The following is a 795-nucleotide window of genomic DNA, read 5'->3' as shown; positions in this document are numbered from 1 at the left end:
ACCTGGGCGATGACCTCCAACGACGAAGACCCCGGGGCCCTCGCCCTCCAGGAGACCGCACGGGACGCCTTCGGCCTCCACCCGGCCGCCGACTGGCCCAGCACCGACCAGATCGCACGGGAGACCGCCGGCCAGCGGGCCGCCCTCGGCACCGGCCACGCGGCGATCCTGGGGGCGATGTGGGAGCGAACCCAGAACCACCTGGCTGAAGCCCGACTCGGCTCCCTGACCGTGTGGCGCGGCGTGGCCACCCCCGACGGGCGGCCGCCCGCAGGCTGGACGGCCGACGGCAGCACCCTCTCCGACCCGCTGCTGCGCCCCCTCTCGGCCTTCTCCGTCGACCCGGACGTAGCCCACGGCTTCGCCACCGACGAGGGACCCGGCTTCGTGATGAGCGCGATCGTGCCCGCGGAGCGGGTGATCGCGACGCCGGCCACGGGGCTCGGCTGCCTGGACGAGTCGGAGGTCGTCATCCTGGCCGGCCCCGGCACCTGGCACTGGCAGACCGCGGAGTAGCCCCCGGCCGCTCGGCGCGACACCACCCCCGGCCCGGTGCCACGCTGCCGCCGTCCTGATCCCCGGCAGAAGGCAGTGTGGTGCGGTGCGCGACTTCCCTGCCGTCACCCTGCGGCTGCGCCGCAAGAACCGGCTCTGGGACGAGGCCCGGCACGCGCGTGACCTCCAAGGCCGTTTCGCCCACCACCCGGGCGCCGGCCGAGTCGGCCTCCCGGGCACCCTCGCCGACGACCACGCGGTGAGCCAGGGAGACCTGCTCGGGAAGCGGGGGAGGTCCCC

The 795-nt window shown here is 75.6% G+C and carries 2 protein-coding genes; both read left to right on the top strand.

The window, feature by feature from the left end:
• On the top strand, positions 1–516 hold a 516-nt coding region (locus tag ACLWS4_RS37210), incomplete at its 5' end, for a hypothetical protein (protein WP_416876452.1).
• 85 nt (positions 517–601) lie between these two features.
• Positions 602–795 (top strand): hypothetical protein (locus ACLWS4_RS37205; protein WP_416876451.1); only part of this gene is annotated, 194 nt, incomplete at its 3' end.

Source organism: Kitasatospora sp. SC0581 (assembly GCF_048159585.1).
In the GTDB taxonomy this organism is placed as follows: Bacteria; Actinomycetota; Actinomycetes; order Streptomycetales; family Streptomycetaceae; genus Kitasatospora.
The sequence above is the reverse complement of the archived record's forward strand: the minus strand, read 5'-3'. Positions and strand labels throughout refer to the sequence as shown.